The sequence below is a fragment of the Paenibacillus sp. NPDC058898 genome (genome assembly GCF_049316025.1).
GTDB lineage: Bacteria > Bacillota > Bacilli > Paenibacillales > Paenibacillaceae > Paenibacillus_AQ.
In genome coordinates this window covers 16,722-30,944 of record NZ_JBMOSM010000011.1, presented here as the reverse complement: position 1 = coordinate 30,944, position 14,223 = coordinate 16,722, and the positions used below count along the sequence as shown (strand labels likewise).

Annotated in this window: 14 protein-coding genes and 1 other annotated feature; of the genes, 9 read left to right on the top strand and 5 right to left on the bottom strand. The window is 52.1% G+C overall.

The genetic code is table 11. The annotated features are described in order from the left end of the window. Positions 1 to 82: 82 nt before the first annotated feature. Positions 83 to 1,174, top strand: a complete 1,092-nt coding sequence (locus tag ACOZB4_RS24730) for an SPL family radical SAM protein (protein ID WP_379407234.1) — start codon at positions 83 to 85, stop codon at positions 1,172 to 1,174. On the opposite strand, the gene ligD is transcribed toward ACOZB4_RS24730, so the two are convergent. Genes ligD through ACOZB4_RS24715 form a run of 3 tightly spaced genes read right to left on the bottom strand, consistent with a single transcriptional unit; the run spans position 1,157 to position 3,917 of the window. Next, positions 1,157 to 2,074, bottom strand: a complete 918-nt coding sequence (ligD, locus tag ACOZB4_RS24725) for a non-homologous end-joining DNA ligase (RefSeq protein WP_076324724.1) — start codon at positions 2,072 to 2,074, stop codon at positions 1,157 to 1,159. The two genes, ACOZB4_RS24730 and ligD, sit on opposite strands and share 18 nt — an antisense overlap. 5 nt (positions 2,075 to 2,079) lie before the next feature. Beyond that, a complete protein-coding gene (locus tag ACOZB4_RS24720; RefSeq protein WP_379407233.1) occupies positions 2,080 to 2,985 on the bottom strand; it encodes a DNA ligase in 906 nt (301 codons plus the stop codon). A gap of 5 nt (positions 2,986 to 2,990) precedes the next feature. Further along, positions 2,991 to 3,917 (bottom strand): Ku protein, encoded by a 927-nt coding sequence (locus ACOZB4_RS24715; protein ID WP_379407232.1) that lies wholly within the window; start codon positions 3,915 to 3,917, stop codon positions 2,991 to 2,993. A 208-nt stretch (positions 3,918 to 4,125) separates the two neighbouring features. Between ACOZB4_RS24715 and ACOZB4_RS24710 the strand changes: the two genes are divergently transcribed. Both ACOZB4_RS24710 and ACOZB4_RS24705 read left to right on the top strand, forming a co-directional pair. Continuing rightward, positions 4,126 to 4,413, top strand: coding sequence for a hypothetical protein (locus ACOZB4_RS24710; protein WP_215157765.1), 288 nt, complete (start codon positions 4,126 to 4,128; stop codon positions 4,411 to 4,413). Between the two features lie 4 nt (positions 4,414 to 4,417). After that, positions 4,418 to 4,600: an H-type small acid-soluble spore protein gene (locus ACOZB4_RS24705; protein WP_076324721.1), complete on the top strand. Its 183-nt coding sequence runs from the start codon at positions 4,418 to 4,420 to the stop codon at positions 4,598 to 4,600. Positions 4,601 to 4,716: 116 nt separating this feature from the next. Here the strand turns inward: ACOZB4_RS24705 and ACOZB4_RS24700 are convergent, their stop codons facing one another. After that, complete coding sequence (locus ACOZB4_RS24700; protein WP_379407231.1) at positions 4,717 to 5,898, bottom strand: epoxide hydrolase family protein; 1,182 nt, start codon at positions 5,896 to 5,898, stop codon at positions 4,717 to 4,719. 260 nt (positions 5,899 to 6,158) lie between these two features. On the opposite strand from ACOZB4_RS24700, the gene tsaE reads away from it, so the two are divergent. From tsaE to ACOZB4_RS24670, 6 genes are all read left to right on the top strand, one after another. Continuing rightward, complete coding sequence (gene tsaE, locus ACOZB4_RS24695; protein ID WP_379407230.1) at positions 6,159 to 6,629, top strand: tRNA (adenosine(37)-N6)-threonylcarbamoyltransferase complex ATPase subunit type 1 TsaE; 471 nt, start codon at positions 6,159 to 6,161, stop codon at positions 6,627 to 6,629. Continuing rightward, positions 6,616 to 7,407, top strand: coding sequence for a tRNA (adenosine(37)-N6)-threonylcarbamoyltransferase complex dimerization subunit type 1 TsaB (gene tsaB / locus ACOZB4_RS24690; protein ID WP_379407229.1), 792 nt, complete (start codon positions 6,616 to 6,618; stop codon positions 7,405 to 7,407). The genes tsaE and tsaB overlap by 14 nt, the downstream gene beginning before the upstream one ends. Positions 7,408 to 7,426: 19 nt before the next feature. After that, entirely contained in the window at positions 7,427 to 7,951 is a 525-nt protein-coding gene (gene rimI / locus ACOZB4_RS24685; protein WP_379407228.1) for a ribosomal protein S18-alanine N-acetyltransferase, read from the top strand. Next, positions 7,948 to 8,997, top strand: coding sequence for a tRNA (adenosine(37)-N6)-threonylcarbamoyltransferase complex transferase subunit TsaD (tsaD, locus tag ACOZB4_RS24680; protein ID WP_076324716.1), 1,050 nt, complete (start codon positions 7,948 to 7,950; stop codon positions 8,995 to 8,997). The genes rimI and tsaD overlap by 4 nt, the downstream gene beginning before the upstream one ends. A gap of 515 nt (positions 8,998 to 9,512) precedes the next feature. Next, positions 9,513 to 9,849 (top strand) — a binding site (T-box leader). Further along, entirely contained in the window at positions 9,813 to 9,983 is a 171-nt protein-coding gene (locus tag ACOZB4_RS24675; RefSeq protein WP_379407227.1) for a hypothetical protein, read from the top strand. Its footprint overlaps the feature before it by 37 nt. 19 nt (positions 9,984 to 10,002) lie before the next feature. Further along, positions 10,003 to 11,526 (top strand): 2-isopropylmalate synthase, encoded by a 1,524-nt coding sequence (locus ACOZB4_RS24670; protein WP_379407226.1) that lies wholly within the window; start codon positions 10,003 to 10,005, stop codon positions 11,524 to 11,526. A gap of 480 nt (positions 11,527 to 12,006) precedes the next feature. Here ACOZB4_RS24670 and ACOZB4_RS24665 read toward each other — a convergent pair whose 3' ends face one another. Next, positions 12,007 to 13,959 (bottom strand): ABC-F family ATP-binding cassette domain-containing protein, encoded by a 1,953-nt coding sequence (locus ACOZB4_RS24665; RefSeq protein ID WP_379407345.1) that lies wholly within the window; start codon positions 13,957 to 13,959, stop codon positions 12,007 to 12,009. Positions 13,960 to 14,223: the final 264 nt, after the last annotated feature.

The following is a 14,223-nucleotide window of genomic DNA, read 5'->3' as shown; positions in this document are numbered from 1 at the left end:
CACTTATAATAAGAACATATGTTTGTTAAAATATGAAATAGTTCAACATACAGCAGTAAAGGATCAGAGGGGAGGAAGAGGAGTGGCTCGTACGTTATATGAACGGATAACTACCAAACAGACTTTAAACAGAGTGAAGGAAGAGAGGATGCCCTTCGATTGGTCCATCAATCCGTACCGCGGATGCGGGCATGGCTGCAGCTTTTGTTATGCCCGTGCGTTCCAATCCTTTATCGGCATGGGGGCGGAGGATGAGTTTCAGCACCATATCTTTATGAAGTCGAATGCAGCCGAAGCGCTGGAGAAGCAGTTATCGAGTGCAGCGAGGAAGTTTGATCATGATATTGAAGCGATGCGCAGATTTATTGGACAGGTTACGATCGGTACGGCAACCGATCCATACCAGCCGATCGAGAGCAAGGAGGGCATTACGCGGGAGTGTTTGAAGCTGCTTGCTAAATACCGCATCTCCACAAGCATTACAACGCGCTCTCCGCTCGTGCTCAGAGATATGGACATATTGACCCGAATGGAGAATGTGTCCGTTAACATAAGTCTCAACACGCTGAATGGGGACATCATCCGGAAGCTCGAGCTGGCATCGCCTCATCCGGAGGGCAGGCTCGATACGATTCACCGATTATCGGCTGCAGGCATAAGAACGGGCTTGTTTGTGGCGCCTGTGCTGCCCTTTTTGACGGATAAGGAGTCGGAACTGAAGGATCTCCTGTCGCAGGCGAAGGTAAGGGGCGTTTCCTTTGCCATGATCTCGTTACTGAGACTCTCGCGCGACGTGAAGAAATGGTATATCGAAACACTTAAACACCAGTTTCCCAAAGTGGTTCAGCCTTACCGCGAGTTATATGGACAGGGCGCATATGCCGAAGAGCATTACGTGCGTTCCTTCAAATCGATGGCAGCCAGGCTGCTGAATGAATATGAGCTGAATGGACTGACCTCGGAGGCATCGGCTGCTGCCGTGAGCAAGGCTGGGGCGATCGAAAGCGTGACTTCTCAACAGAACGGGACGCAGGTGGAAGGCGCTCGCGATCACCTTCTTTCAGTGGGGGACTTGGTTGCTCCTGCACAGCCAAGGAAGCTGCCACAACCGGCAGCGCCGGTCTCCGGGGAGGAGCTAATGCCGGATATTGAACAGCTATCCTTTCCTTTTTGAGGCTCCCTTACCTTGGGGCTTCAGATGTCGGATGACGTTCTCGATCGGTTGCGGAGGCAAGGTCTGAAGTAGGTCTCCCTTCTCTCTTAGCCGTTCTTCAATGTTCAGCAGATGAAAATCCGTGGGAGAAACATCCTGACGGACCTCATCCCAAGTGAGCGGCGTGGAGACGGTCCCCAGCCGTCGGGCCCGTGGGGTATACGGAGCGGCGAGCGTCCTTCCGCTGTAGTGTTGAAGATAATCGAAGTAGATTTTATCGCCGCGATTCTTCTTAAGTCGTTCGATGGTGAACAGCTTGGGGAACTTCTCGGTTACATACTGCCCCACGAATTGGCCGACCGTGCGAAGTTCATCGAACGTAATGCCTTCCGGAATCGGCACGATGATCTGCACCCCGGTTGCTCCTGAGGTTTTCGGGACGGAGGACAGGCCCAAGGAGCTCAGGACGTCCCCTACAATCGCAGTCGCCTCCATGATCCGCGGCTCCTCCGGCAGCGTTGGATCCAGATCAATCATCCATTCGCAGGGTAGATTGCTGCCTGCAAGGTGTAGTGAAGGGTGAAACTCAAGCGCTGCTAGGTTCCCCAGCCAGAGCAGCTCCGGCAGTCCGTTGAGCAGCACGTAGTTAATATTTTCGTGCACATAGGTCTGCACAAAAGGCGGCAGCGGCTCCGGCGCATTTTTCTGATAGAAGGATTCGCCCTCGGCCCCGTGTGGATACCGGATGGTCGTGAGCAGTCTGCCCCGGCAGTACCGGAGCAGGAACGGGGAGATGGCCGCAAGCTTTTGCAGATACATCGCTTTAGTAATGCCGACTTCCGGCCATAGCGGTTTGTCGGGATTCGTAATTTGAATCTCCTGTCCCTCGATCATTAGGGTCCCTTTGACGGTACGAGCCATATGGTTTACACCCCCTCAATCGATACGAGTTTGGGATGGCGCATCATGCCATCCTGACTCCATTCAAGAAATGTGACCTGAACGGAAAGCGGCTGGCTAAGCCAGGCCAGCTGTTCTTTCTTCAGGTCGGTATGGAGCGTACTCCATATCGCATCAGCACGATGGCTTTCGGCATATTGCAGCAGCCGCTTCTTCGTCTGCTCATTAAGCCCCAGGGAAGCCCGGCCAATATAGTTACCGTCGTCATCGGCAATGACGAGGCTGGCGACACGGCCTTCCCTGATAATCATGGCGACGGCGGAGGCTGTCATGTTCACGGCGATCTTTTTCTTGTACCAATCCCGATGTTTCTTGCCTTCACGATAAGGAGAAGAGAGGCGCTTCATCACAATGCCCTCCCATCCCCGTTCTTCGGCCCAACTCCATAAATGCTCGCCTTCAAGAAACAGATCCGCGGCCAGCAGGCCCGGTGTGTCGGAAACGATCTCCTTCAGGCGGTGGTGACGTTCAAGATAGGGCAGCTTACGCAAGTCTTGGTCGCCGTCCACCAGAATGTCGAAGAGAACATAAGTAAACAGAGGAGCGTTCGTGCTGATCGCACGCGAACGCTCCCGCTGAAGAACCTTCTGAAACACGGGACGACCCAGCTCCGGATGAAAATAGACAACCTCGCCATCCAAGAGAAGACGCCGATCCTGCAGGCCGGATAATGCCTGAACGACTTCGGGATACAGAGACGTTTTATCGAGCAGCTTGCGGGAATATAACGATACGCGGTTCTGGTCAAGTCCGGCCAGAATGCGCACGCCGTCCCATTTCAGCTGATAACCCCAATCCTCGCCTGTCGTGATTTGATCCGTCGAGATCGGTGCCATCGGCTCTTTGGGCAGCAGATTCTGCATTTGTCCCATACGGATCAGGATGTGGAGTCGGATTTCTTGGATTTGGTTTTGCGCTTCGGCTTCGGTGCGTCAAGCTCGCCTTCCCCGCCGCTGACCTTGGCAGCCGGTTCTTTGGCAGCTGTCTTCCGGGTTGGTTTACGCGGCTTCGGTTTGGTGCCTGGATCCGTTCCGATTGGCTTTACGGCTTCGATGCTTGCCTGGAGGGCAGCCATCAGATCGACAACGTTGGTCTCCTGACGAGCAGGGGCAATCTTGATCTCTTCACCGGACACTTTGCTGTTGATCAGATCCAGCAGACGTTCGCGATAATCATCCGTATATTTCTCAGGATCAAAGGGAGTTGACAGCTGGTCAATCAGCAGTTTGGCCATATCAAGTTCCTTGGAGTTGACCTCGGTTCTTTCAGGCAAATTCGGGACCTGGGAGATCGGCCGGATCTCATCCGGGTAGAAAATCGTCTCGATCGACAAGCATTCATCGAGCACCCGGATCGCGGCCAGACTGCTCTTCGAGCGAATAGCGATTTTGGCGATGCCGATTTTGCCTGACTGCTTCATCGCTTCCAGCAGGAGCCGGTATGCGTTTGCACCTGCTTGATCCGGCGAGAGATAGTACGTCTTTTGAAAATAAATCGGGTCAATTTCGGTCAGATCCACAAAGTCCAGAATGGTAATGTTTTTGCTGTTCTGTTCCGCGAGCTGCTCCAACTCTTCTTTCTCGAACAGTACAAATTTCCCCTTCTCATATTCGTACCCCTTCGTAATTTCCTCCCAGGCCACTTCCTCTTCACATACCGGACATTTGCGGATGTAAGAGAGCGGGCTGCCGCACTCCTTGTGAATGTAGCGCATCGAAATATCCTTATCTTCCGTAGCCGAGAACATCTTGACAGGCACGTGCACCAGACCAAAGCTGATCGCGCCCTTCCATACTGTATGCATTCTATGAAACCTCCTATCAAATTTTAATATGTTTGGGTATGACCGTGTAGTAAACGCAATAAACGACTGCTATAAATTTTTGTACTACCTCTATTAGTGTGCCCAAAAAAAGACTCTAGTATGAGTTATAGCTCAGGATTGCATAATTAGAACCCGATTGTGGCATATTGACGATGAACTCTGCCTGTATAAGGAGGTAATTTTCGTTATGATGGAGCCTAGAGAAACCGAAACGTCTGAAGAGATACAGAAGGACAGAGCCTCGGATCATTCCGCTGCAGAACCGGTGAACGGGGAGATGGTGGATTGGAACAGCCTAACTTCGGAGGAGAGCGAGATCTCTCGGGAATCTACGATGTTCGATATTGACCGGATGATCAACGAAGGCCTTGGCGGAGGCAATGTCACCCTGGATAACGGGCTGATCGGCCCTTCCACAACCGATACGATGGACGTCGTGGACGAATCGCCAAGAAATATGGAGAAGGAGGACTAAACGTATGGAGATACAGAGAGCCGTGGAGATTTTTAACTCCAAGGATACTTACAAGGTCAACCTGGGAGGGGAGTCCGTGTGGATCGAGCATGTGGATCAGCAGAACGGGATGGCCACCGTTCAGGTTGGCTCCCGTCCGACCAATACACTGACTGTGAACGTAGACCGACTGAAAGAAGGCGAATAGCTTATTGTAGGGGCTCTTTAGCTCCGTCTAATCGGTTAATAAACACGAAAAACACACCTTGTACGGGTCCCATAACGTTGGAAACCGGATAAGGTGTGTTTGTGTTGATTACGTCGTTAACGAATCCCTCTGAAAAATAATCGGATATCATCAGCCAACAAATCAGGAGCTTCCAATGCGGCGAAATGGCCGCCTCGGTCGAATTCTGACCAATGCAGGATGTTGTACTGGCGCTGAGCCATGCTCCGAATGGAAAGGTCCTTGGGGAAGACCGCCACGCCCGTGGGGACCGAGGAATAGGGTGCTGGCGCTCCCCAATTACTGGAGCTTTCTTTATAGATTCTTGCAGATGAGCCTGCTGTAGCCGTGAGCCAATAGATTGAGACATTTGTAAGAAGCAGATCGAGATCAACCGCATCCTCAGGGAGATCTGCCGTTGGATCTGTCCATGCCTTAAACTTCTCCACAATCCATGCAAGCTGACCAACCGGGGAATCTGTTAAGCCATAGGATAGTGTCTGCGGTCTGGTTGCTTGAAGGACGGCATATCCGGACCCGTCAAATCCGCCACCGGCTAATTCACCATAGCGCAGCTGCTCTGCAGCCGTAAGGTTTTCGGTTTCAGCAGGATCTCCGGTTGGGAACACCGACAAACCATTACAGTGAACGCCAATGATACGCTCTGCAGCGATCCGGCCAAGTTCAGCCGAAACCAAACACCCGGTATCTCCACCTTGAGCTCCATAGCGTTCATAGCCCAAGCGACGCATTAATTCATCCCACGCTCTAGCTACACGCTCGATGTTCCATCCCCGTTCCGTTGTATGCCCGGAGAAGCCGAAACCTGGAAGGGAGGGGATCACGAGATGAAATGCATCGGACGGATTTCCACCGTACTTGCCTGGGTTGGTGAGCGGTTCAATCATATGTATAAACTCTACAATCGATCCTGGCCAGCCATGGGTAACGATTAGAGGCAGTGCATCAGGCTCAGGGGAGCGAACATGCAGGAAGTGGATATTTTGTCCATCGATGGTGGTCGTGAATTGAGGAAATTCATTCAGTATGGCTTCATATTTACGCCAGTCATATGAATTCTTCCAATAGGTTGATAGCTTCTTTAGGTAAGACAGCGGCGTGCCATAATCCCAGTGGTTATCCTCCAGATCATCAGGCCAGCGAGTACGGGCCAAACGTTCCTTAAGATCAATCAGGTCCGAATCCGGAATTTCAATGTGAAAGGGAGTTATAGTTGTTTCGGAAAAAGGGGCTGTGTTCGGTATGTTTGTTATATTCATTGTCATCCTCCTCAAGGTTTTTATCATGGTTTATCTTTGTTCTGGTTTAACTATAAGGCTTGATCTTTGACTACATCGTGTCAGTGTTTGATACCTGGGTTGACGTTTCTTTTCTCATCCCAAACTTAAAAGCGAAACCCATGTTCTTGCAGCGGCTTGGGAGGACCGATATAATGAAGATCAAGTATTTTAAGATATGGGCAAACTAAGTAAAGGGTGGGTTATCAGTGAACAATGGCCGTACGGAGGGCCGGTTTAGAATGAGTTCAAGCAGTCTGGAAGAGACGGAGCAGCTTGCTGCTTGGCTGGCCGCTAGGGCCGAGCCAGGGACTGTCATCGGCCTGGACGGAGATCTTGGAGCAGGAAAAACGGCATTTTCCCAACAATTTGCACGGCACCTTGGTGTGAACGGGGTTGTGAATAGCCCGACATTTACGATTATTAAAGAATATGAGGGGCGTCTGCCGCTCTACCATATGGATGTGTACCGTTTGTCGATCGATGAAGCGGATGAGCTCGGGCTGGATGAGTACTTTTTTGGAGAGGGGGTTTGTCTCGTGGAGTGGAGCAGCCTGATCACCGAGCTTTTGCCGGAGCGTTATCTGCATATCCAGCTTGAAACGAAAGGCGAAACTAACCGGATCATCACACTTTCAAGCCAGGGCGAGCCCTATGGCGAGTGGTGCCGGGATTTGAATGAAAAATGGGGTAGCTGGAATGAACAACAATGACACGAAGCCGCAGCAGCGGTTTTTGGCGCTGGATACGTCTACGGCATCGCTGACGGTATCCGTGATGGAGCAGGACAAGCTGCTGTCGGAAGTGAACACGAATGCGGACCGCAACCACTCGGTGCATCTGCACCCGGTGATGGCACAGGCGCTTGCGGAAGCAGGCCTCGGCATGGACCAGATGGACGGCATTGCCGTAGGAGTAGGTCCGGGTTCTTATACGGGGATCCGGATTGCGGTAACGGCTGCCAAAACATTGGCATGGGCTAATCACATCCCGGTTGTCGGGGTATCCAGCCTGCATGCCTTGGCATGGGGGGGCTTGAACTCCGGATGGCATCAAGCCGAGCCGAAGAAGGGAGTTCATTGGGTCATTCCGCTGCTGGATGCAAGACGGGGACAAGTGTACACGGCATTATTCGCTGTCGATTCACAGAGCCAAGACGATGCGCCGATACGTATGGAGGCAGACGGTATTCGCCTGATGCAATCCTGGGTGGAGGCCATACAAGAACGGATCAGCAAGCTGCCTGAAGAGGAGCGCCCGGTTTGCCTTTGGTTTACTGGGGAAGTGGAGCTTCATGCCGAAACCGCTCGCGGGCTTGAGCCTGGGTTTGGAGACGGGCTGCATATTCATCCGTATTCGCTTGAAGGCCGCTGGATGGGGTACTTGGGAGCAGCCGGGTTGCTCGCTGGGGAAGCGGATGATGTGCATACACTGGTGCCCAATTATACACAGCTTTCCGAAGCGGAAGCGAACCTGCTGCGTAAGCGGTGAAGGGAGCGTAGGATTCGTCATGGATCAGCAGAAGAAGCCGGTAAATGGTGAAGACGGTTTGTCCTTTCGGTTGATGACCCTGGAGGATATTCCGGAGGTTCTCGTGGTGGAGCGTGAAGCGTTCACCGTGCCTTGGACCGAGGAAGCTTTTCACAATGAGCTGAAACTGAATCATTTTGCACGTTATATGATTATGGAGTACGAAGGCAAGACGGTTGGATATGCGGGCATGTGGACGATCGTTGACGAAGCACACGTTACGAATATTGCGCTGCTGGAGCAGTACCGCGGACGCAAGTGGGGCGATCGACTGCTTACGGAACTGATGAAGACCGCTGCCTATATGGGAATGGAGAAAATGACGCTGGAAGTTCGGGTATCCAATCAAGTTGCCCAGCACTTATATACCAAAAAAGGGTTTAAACCAGCCGGTGTCCGGAAGGGGTATTATTCCGATAACCAGGAAGACGCACTCATCATGTGGGCAGATCTGCCCCCTTATCGGGAGGACGATGGCGAGGAAGGAAGTCAAAGGTTATCATGAATGAAGAAAGAGTGGACCGGCAGCACAGCTGCATATTGGCGATAGAAACGAGCTGCGATGAAACCTCGGTTGCCGTAGTAAAGGATGGCTACGAGGTTTTGTCCAGCGTCATTGCCAGCCAGATTGAAACACATAAAGCTTTTGGCGGGGTGGTCCCCGAGGTGGCTTCCCGCAAGCATGTGGAGAGCATCACGCTAATTATTGAACAAGCCGTAGCTGAGGCCGGCATTGAAATGAAGGATTTGTCGGCGATCGCCGTAACGCAGGGGCCTGGTCTGGTCGGAGCGCTACTCGTTGGCGTTATGGCTGCTAAAAGCCTGGCGTTTGCGCTTGACAAGCCGCTAATCGGTACGCATCATATTGCGGGTCATATTTATGCCAACCGCTTTGTGGGCGATATCGCTTACCCTTGTATGGCACTGGTTGTTTCCGGCGGTCACACCGAGCTGGTCTACATGAAAGACGAAGGCAGCTTTGAGTTGATCGGCAGGACGCGCGATGATGCAGTTGGCGAAGCGTACGACAAAGTGGCCAGAGCGCTTGGCTTCCCGTATCCTGGGGGCCCGCATGTCGACCGTATGGCATTGGAGGCCGAAGAGGTTGTGGAGCTTCCCCGTGTATGGCTGGAGCCGGATTCCTACGACTTCAGCTTCAGCGGTCTGAAATCGGCTGTATTAAATGTCGTCAATCAGAGCAAAATGCGTGGAGAGGAAGTCCGGACGGAAGCGATAGCCCGGGGTTTCCAGGAATCGGTGGTTGAAGTGCTCGTGGAAAAGGCGGTTCGCGCGGTCAGAGCATATGATGCCAAGCAGCTGCTGCTGTGCGGTGGAGTTGCCGCTAATCGCGGGCTCCGTAAAACATTGGCTGAACGTTGCGAGCAGGAAGGGATTATGCTGACGATCCCGCCATTTCAGTATTGTACCGATAACGGAGCGATGATTGCTGCCGCGGCGCATCTGAAATGGAAGCAGGGGAACTTTACACCGCTCGATATGAAGGCCGACCCCCAAATGTCGCTGGAACTTTGGGCGCAGTCACTAAGCTAAAGCGTCTTGACACGTCTCTATATAGGACGTATAATCTTGATCAAATTCCAGAATGTTGAAACGCAAAGAACAGGACCAGTAAGGTGAACCTTGGATAAAGAGAGCTGCGGGACGGTGCAACGCAGACGAGAGGGGCCTGAACTCACCTGGGAGCGGAGCAGGGGAACCTTGCGCAATGAAGTGCGATCAGGCATGGATTGATTGCGGAGTTTGACCTTGTTACGGGATGGCCTCCGTGAGAACGGCTGCGCACAAATCATTTGTGATTTGGCGATGGAGGGGGCTTTAAGGTCCGGGAACAGCTTGAACCCGGGAGCTTAGAGTCAACAAGAGTGGTACCGCGATAGGTAAGCCTGTCGTCTCTTGAATAAGAGATGGCAGGCTTTTTTGCATACTTGGACTGCTGGATGCTTTGATCAAGCAGCTAGGCATATGACAACGAAACAGTACAAAAGAGGCAGGATACCCGGTGAAGTGAGCCGGATATCATGAGGTTCTGCATAACAGCATATCGTGTAAACGCGATGAACGGGAGCAGTAGAAAGGAGCTGTCTACAGAGAGCTGCGGGTTTGGTGTAACGCAGCGGCAGCAAGCTTTGAATCTCGCCCGGGAGCGGAAGAGGGGAACAGCACGCATCGGTTGATGGAGCAAGACAGACCAACGACCATGAATGCAGCTATACTCTCTTACGGAGTTTCCTCCGTCATCAGGATGTCCATTCTCTTCATGTCCGGCCGGTATGAGGAGATAATGGACGTGAGTGGACGTGTATATGTCGCGGCAGAACGGCTGTGAACGAGGCGCGTCAATTAGAGTGGTACCACGGAGGGTGTTAGCCCGTCGTCTCTTATATGAAGAGATGGCGGGCTTTTTTGCTGCCGGCAGCAGCAGGGTGGGATGCGGACGCAAGTCGACGTGCGGACGTAAAGCGAACATATCGAGCAGATGGGACAACAAGCCCGTAGGAAATCGGGTCATACCATAACCAAGGAGAGTATACAAAAATGAGTGAATCCATGAGAACCATCCAAATATTCGATACCACGTTACGGGACGGGGAACAGGCACCAGGAGCAAGCCTGCAGCCTGAACAGAAAATTGTGCTGGCCGGAAAGCTGGCGGAGTTGGGCGTTGATGTGATGGAGCCTGGGTTTCCGGTGTCCAGTCCCGGGGAGTTTGCCGCTGTGCAGGCTATCTCGAGACAGCTGCAGCAGGTGGAGATATGCGGATTCGCGCGTGCCGTGAAAGGGGATATAGATGCTGCCGTCAAGGCCACCCAGGACGCGGCCAGAAGGCGAATCCATCTGTTTATTTCGTCTTCCGACATCCATCTTCGCCACCAGCTGCGCATGAGCCGTCCAGATGTGGTCGCAAGGGCACGTGAGATGACGGCTTATGCGAAGCAGTTCAGCGACGTGGTGGAATTTACGGCGATGGATGCCTCGCGCACCAGCATTGACGACCTGATTGAGATGGTGGAGGCCGTCATTGAAGAGGGCGCAACGATTATCAATCTGCCCGATACGGTTGGATATGCGCTTCCGAACGAATATGGTCAGATGTTCCGACGCGTGCGGGAAGGCGCCCGTGGCGGAAAGACAGTCGCTTACAGCGCCCACTGCCACAATGATCTCGGTCTGGCTGTGGCCAACAGCCTAGCTGCGATCGAGAACGGCGCCAGCCAAATCGAGGTCACCGTGAATGGGGTGGGCGAACGTACAGGCAACTGCGCACTGGAGGAGCTCGTCATGGCTCTATCTACCCGGGGTGACATGCTGCGGGCGGAGACGGGCATTACGGCCGAGAAGCTGTATGAAGTATCCCGTCTCGTTAGCGGTGCTATGCATTTTCCAATTGCCTTCAATAAGCCTGTGGTCGGCCGGAACGCCTTCCAGCATGAATCCGGCATCCACCAGGACGGTCTGCTGAAGGATCGAAGCACCTACGAGATTATGGACCCGGAAAAGCTGGGGATTCCGCGGAGCATGATCGTGCTGGGCAAGCATTCCGGTCGTCATGCATTGAAGGATCGTCTTGCCAGGTACGGTGTCCAGCTCGAAGCATCCGAGATGGAGTCCTTGTACGATACCTTCAAGGAGACGGCTGACCGTCAGAAGGTGGTCAGCGATGATCAGCTGCTGCAGATGGTGAGCAGCACACTAGGCAAACCGGCCCAAGTATATGAGCTGACCGAGGCGCAGGTCATTTCAGGAACGGGCACCAGTCGGGTTGCGGCCGTCACGCTGCGCCATCTGGGCGAGCAAACGGAGGCCGCCTATTCCAGCGTGGCGGACGGTCCGGTGCAAGCCGTTATTTCGGCGATCAGTCAAGGAATTAGCAGCGCCATCCGCTTTGGCGATTTGGAACTTCATTCGTTAAGCAGCGGCGAAGATGCGCATGCCGAAGCGGCGGTCACGGTTGAGAAGGCCGGCAAGATCTTCCGCGGCACGGCCGTGCATCAGGATATCGTTATGTCCGCAGGTCTGGCATACGTTGCTGCATGCAACTCGGCGTTGATGTCGGTCTAGAGGCGAGGAAGCTGAACAGGGAACCTTAGCGTCTCCACTTCGATAATTGTTGGCACAAGCGACCTTCCGAACTGCACTGAGGAAGGTCGCTTTTTTCAAAATCTAGCTTAATATAACTGGCTAATAACAAGTGGTAAGTCTATATAGAAGGCTATTATATAAGACATGTAATTCTGTCAAGTTGTGAACAACGTTATCCACATATTCGCCGAAAAATGTGCATAAGCGAGAAAAATGTCGATAAATCGGTCTTTTGCAAGACGCTGAAAAGAGGGGACAGGATTTTCAATTTCTTCGGTGGAAACTGTGGATAATGTGAATAACTTAGTGGATAAAGTTGGATATAGGACCGAAGATGCGCGAATAACAACAAAAAAATGGCCATTTCGGCCATTTCCATGGTAAACTTATGCACCATTATTGGGGATAAGTTTGTGTATAAATGCAAAACTCCATTTGAAACACTTTTGTGAATTTTTTTTAAGTTTCCAGCAATGACTCCCATTCAGCAAAAATATGCTCAAGCCGACTCTTTTTCTCCTCTAACGACTGCTGGCGTTCTTGGAGTGCCATATAATCCTGATAGATCTCCGGCAGCGTCATCTCGGTCTCTAGCTCGGAGATGTCCGATTCCAAAGCATGAATTTGCTCTTCCAGACTTATGAGCTTGCGCTGACGGTTTCGTTCCTCCCGCTTTGCTTGCTTCTCGGCTTCAAAGGAAACGGCTCCCTGTTTCTCGACGGTAGCTTCGGCTTTCCCTTCCTGCTTCAGGGTGTGACGAGCAAACGGTTCGGAAGGTTCATCATTCATATCGAGAATTTCCTGCTTTTTCTCCGTATAGTCGTCATAATTACCCAGGAAATGTTGAATGCCGTCCGGATGAAGCTCGATGATGCGCTCGGCCATTTTGTTAAGGAAGTAACGGTCATGGGATATGAACAATAAAGTGCCTTCGTAATCCATTAGTGCCGATTCCAGAACCTCTTTTGCAAATAAGTCGAGATGGTTCGTCGGCTCGTCCAAGATGAGCATGTTGGCTTCCAGGAGCATCAGCTTGGCAAGCGAGACGCGTGCTTTTTCCCCGCCGCTTAAGGAACTGATCTTCTTGAGCACATCTTCGCCGCTGAAGAGGAAGTTGCCCAGAACGGTGCGGATACGGGCTTCCTCCATATGCGGATAGGTGCCCCATAGCTCTTCCAGAACGGTATTGCTCGGATTCAGCTCGGATTGCTCTTGATCGTAGTAGCCGATTTTTACTTTTGTTCCCCATTGCAGCGATCCCGCCGTTGGTTTCAATGTACCGATCAGGCATTTAAGGAGCGTCGATTTGCCAACCCCGTTGGGACCGATCAAAGCTACGGTTTCTCCGCGGCTGAGATCAAAGGAAACCTGCCGGAACAGTGGCTTGTCCTGCTCGAACGCAAGCGCCAGATCCCGCACATGAAGCACATCCTTGCCTGACATATACTCGGCTTCAAAAGAAAAATGTGCTTTCTTCAGATCCCCCAGCGGTTTGTCCATCCGTTCCATTTTATCCAGCGCTTTGCGACGGCTCTGCGCCCGCTTGGTCGTAGAGGCCCGGACCAGATTTCGCTGAATGAAGGTCTCCATGCGGGAGATCTCATCCTGCTGCTTCTCGTATTGCTTCAGCTGGGATTCGTATTCCGCTGCCTTCAGCTCAATATACCGGCTGTAGTTGCCCGTATATTTTTTGGAGTGACGGCGTTCGATTTCAACGATGGTCGTCACGAGACGATCCAGGAAATAGCGGTCGTGGGAAACGACAAGCAATGAACCGGAATAGCCTCGCAGATAATCCTCCAGCCAGGTGAGGGTCGCGATATCCAGATGGTTCGTCGGTTCATCCAGCATGAGCAGGTCGGGTGCCTGCAGCAATATTTTTGCAAGGGCCAGCCTTGTCTTCTGCCCGCCGCTTAATGTGGCAATGGAGGTATCCGGCGCAAAGCTGCCAAATCCCATGCCGTGGAGGACGCTGCGGATACGTGTTTCGATCTCATAACCGCCCTGATCCTTGAACCAGTCTGAACGGATCGCATAACGATCCAGAAGCTCCTGGTATTTCTTCGGATCCTCGCTCGACTTCGGGTCGGCAATTTGTTCCTCCATCTGACGCAGCTCACGCTCCATCTCCAGAAGGGGAGTGAATACATCCAGCATCTCGTTCCATATCGACGAATCGGACTGAAGCCCGCTGTTCTGGGCAAGATAACCGACGGTGGTTTCCTTAGCCTTGAAGATTTGTCCGCCATCATAAGACATCTCGCCTGCCAAAATTTTGAGCAGGGTCGATTTCCCGGCTCCATTGACTCCGACAAGGCCGATTCTTTCGCGTTCAAGCACCTGTAGACTGATCCCGTCCAGCACGGGCGTAACCCCATATAATTTCGTAATGCCATTGGCTTGCAGCAGCATGTTATGTGAAACCTCCATCATTCTATATGTTTGTTCGATTAATTCTTCATTATAAGAAAAACGTCTCCTGACGTACACTCTCAAAAGACAGACCGTTTTTAGATGCTATTTTTCTTGCGATATCAGGATGGTCATGCTTTGAAGTCTATACGTTCTGATATCTTAAAGTTAGTGTTCAAAAAGGTCGATTTTCAGTACCGAAGCTTATGCTTCCGATGTGCGTTTTTTCAAAACGCTTCAGTTGGATGAAGCTAGGGACGTCAG

What these genes read in the sequence shown, in the direction of transcription:
- ligD (WP_076324724.1), bottom strand. Translation starts at nt 2,074, where the DNA reads ATGGCTCGTACCGTCAAAGGGACCCTAATGATCGAGGGACAGGAGATT.
- ACOZB4_RS24720 (WP_379407233.1), bottom strand. Translation starts at nt 2,985, where the DNA reads ATGGGACAAATGCAGAATCTGCTGCCCAAAGAGCCGATGGCACCGATC.
- ACOZB4_RS24715 (WP_379407232.1), bottom strand. Translation starts at nt 3,917, where the DNA reads ATGCATACAGTATGGAAGGGCGCGATCAGCTTTGGTCTGGTGCACGTG.
- ACOZB4_RS24710 (WP_215157765.1), top strand. Translation starts at nt 4,126, where the DNA reads ATGATGGAGCCTAGAGAAACCGAAACGTCTGAAGAGATACAGAAGGAC.
- ACOZB4_RS24705 (WP_076324721.1), top strand. Translation starts at nt 4,418, where the DNA reads ATGGAGATACAGAGAGCCGTGGAGATTTTTAACTCCAAGGATACTTAC.
- ACOZB4_RS24700 (WP_379407231.1), bottom strand. Translation starts at nt 5,898, where the DNA reads ATGAATATAACAAACATACCGAACACAGCCCCTTTTTCCGAAACAACT.
- tsaE (WP_379407230.1), top strand. Translation starts at nt 6,159, where the DNA reads ATGAGTTCAAGCAGTCTGGAAGAGACGGAGCAGCTTGCTGCTTGGCTG.
- tsaB (WP_379407229.1), top strand. Translation starts at nt 6,616, where the DNA reads ATGAACAACAATGACACGAAGCCGCAGCAGCGGTTTTTGGCGCTGGAT.
- rimI (WP_379407228.1), top strand. Translation starts at nt 7,427, where the DNA reads ATGGATCAGCAGAAGAAGCCGGTAAATGGTGAAGACGGTTTGTCCTTT.
- tsaD (WP_076324716.1), top strand. Translation starts at nt 7,948, where the DNA reads ATGAATGAAGAAAGAGTGGACCGGCAGCACAGCTGCATATTGGCGATA.
- ACOZB4_RS24670 (WP_379407226.1), top strand. Translation starts at nt 10,003, where the DNA reads ATGAGTGAATCCATGAGAACCATCCAAATATTCGATACCACGTTACGG.
- ACOZB4_RS24665 (WP_379407345.1), bottom strand. Translation starts at nt 13,959, where the DNA reads ATGCTGCTGCAAGCCAATGGCATTACGAAATTATATGGGGTTACGCCC.